Annotated in this window: 2 protein-coding genes; both read right to left on the bottom strand. The window is 31.1% G+C overall.

The window, feature by feature from the left end:
* Window positions 1–136: 136 nt before the first annotated feature.
* Complete coding sequence (locus E1140_RS00680; protein WP_155178028.1) at window positions 137–1,471, bottom strand: hypothetical protein; 1,335 nt, start codon at window positions 1,469–1,471, stop codon at window positions 137–139.
* Window positions 1,472–1,584: 113 nt separating this feature from the next.
* Window positions 1,585–2,382: hypothetical protein (locus E1140_RS21245; RefSeq protein ID WP_185153340.1), on the bottom strand; the 798-nt coding region annotated here is incomplete at its 5' end.

Genomic DNA, 2,382 nt, shown 5'->3' with positions numbered 1-2,382 from the left:
ATATAAGTACAATGGGCCAATCAAATTAAACTTAGAAAATGTTTTATCAAAAATGAGAAGAAGCTCAATAAGAATAAAGAGGCTCATTTGGATATATCCCAAAGGGTTTGGACTCAATAATTTCTTTAAATGCATATTAGTTTTTTTCTAATATTTGATTGTCAAACAACAGCTTTCGATAGAATATGAAAGCCCAAGTGGCAAACATTACAACTGAGATTGTTAGTAACAATAGAGATTCTCCAAAGTAAAGTTTAAGCAGAAATGAAAGTACAAGAATAGGAGTTAACTTGATTATAAAATGTCCTCGATCAGAAAAAAAAGTAAGTTTATTTAAATTGTATCCTAGGCCTATTAATAAAATCATTTCACCCAAAATTATACCTACTGCCACACCAAATGGGGCTAATTTTGTGTAAGAGAACAACACCGCTACACTATAGGTCACTAAAATAGCTATCAAGTAGGTATATAGATTAATGTTGTCCTTTTTTAGCATTAACAACTTCATGTCCGCTGACGCTTTCACCGATGAAATAAACATTGCTACTCCAAAGAAGGAAAGCATTAATTCAATACGACTATATGTATCTCCATAAAGTATAGCTAATGTCGTATTTGGATAAATAATCGTTGGTATCAAAACACCTGCTCCTAATAAAATAGCTGCTTTATCAACTTTGAGGTTTATCCCCTCATGCTTTAGTTCCCTAAAAAATGCCTGAACAATAATTCTAATAACACCCTTAAATACTTCAAAATATTTTAGAAGGCCATAGATTAAACCAATGGTTGCAATGGTATAGAAGTTTTTAGCAAATGCTAATACACCTGTAATCATCAAGGCATATGACAGCTGAAATATGCCAACTTTGGCATATTTTGAATAGAATTTATAAAATGATTTCCTGGGTGGATGAAGATAATCAGTTTGATTTATTCTAGCCGCCCAAAAACCTGAATTTAATAAACCAATGGCGGCAAATATTATATAAAAATATATACTTAAATCTGCTAGCCAATAACTAGTAATAATGATTGCTAAGTTAGGCAATGCCACCCTTATTAATGATAAACGTGCTGCGATAATGGGCTCACCTTTCCCATATAAAGCATAATCTCCATTAAGGGCGACTAGGGGAGCAAATATTAAAATTAGTTTAGAAACCTCCCATTTGTATAAAAGGCTCACTATACCGAAAGATAATAATATGAGACCGAGGGTAATTCGCGAAGATTGGGCTAATTGATAATTGCTTCGCCAACCTTTTGTTTTAGCGACATTACGATTTACAGATAACTGTATCCCAAAAGAAATTATAGTAGCCATTAATAGAATATAAGAATCGACTATTCCCATATAGCCAGATGACTCCTCTCCTAAATTTCTTAATACTACATTAACAGCAAGTAAAGAAAGGATTTGTGCTGATCCAGTATATAAAGCAATCCAAAAAACTCGTTTCAGCATTTATAAAAAGGGAAGAGGGTTATATTCACTTTTATTTAAGGTACTATTCTGCCTTGACAATAAAATTTCAAAGTTAAGCATTTATTTCCTCTTGAAGTTGGGTAAAATTAGCACTATCTGCTCAATGATTTATAAACATTATTGTCAGTTATTAAATTATGTTTATTCGAAGATATCACTTTGATAATAATTTGTTCAAATGCTTGATTAAAATGAAATGGGTCATCGAAATATCGTTTGTCTTCTGTCATATTATTTTCAAAGTTAAAATCAAAAACATTCGTACTTAGCGAGGACAAATCATTTATAAATTGCTCATTTTCTTTTTGAAGATTATATTCTTCAATCTTCTTCTGAAGATCAGTATGGGTAGGTGGTATGAAAAAAATCAGTTGAATATTTTCAGCGCTACAGTATTCAGATATTTCACGAAGGTTTTCGTAATAGATTGATGGGTATTTGTAATTTTTGTAAAAATCAGGACCAGAAGTAATAAGTTGATGACGCCAAAATTCCTCTCTTGAAAAGGGAGGCTTTTCAATTTCAATTTGTTTTTTCGTAATCAAACTTTGTAGAATAAAGAAGGTAGCTTTTATGCAGTACTTACTTGTAATATAAGATACTTTTGATTTCCTAAGTTCATTTGCTTCACTTACTGTATTTCTAGCATTTAAGGCATTATACAGATTAAAATTAATACCTATATAAATCTTTTTAAGCTTATGAATCTCATTAACAATCCAAAATGTTTCAACTATTTCTTCAATCGTACCTGCACCATAAGCCAAATTAGTTATTTCTTCATTTGCAATACTGTCAAAGCTCTCCTTAGATAGATGATTTGCTCTTGAATCGCCTAATACAATAATATCAGTAGGGCTATAATAATATTGCTGTAATTTGTATAAGGG

The sequence above is a fragment of the Fulvivirga lutimaris genome (genome assembly GCF_009711525.1).
GTDB classification, from domain to species: domain Bacteria; phylum Bacteroidota; class Bacteroidia; order Cytophagales; family Cyclobacteriaceae; genus Fulvivirga; species Fulvivirga lutimaris.
This window is presented reverse-complemented; position numbering and strand designations above follow the sequence as displayed.

Bases quoted from the DNA above. Each gene is read 5' to 3' on its own strand.
- E1140_RS00680 (WP_155178028.1), bottom strand. From the start codon at position 1,471: ATGCTGAAACGAGTTTTTTGGATTGCTTTATATACTGGATCAGCACAA.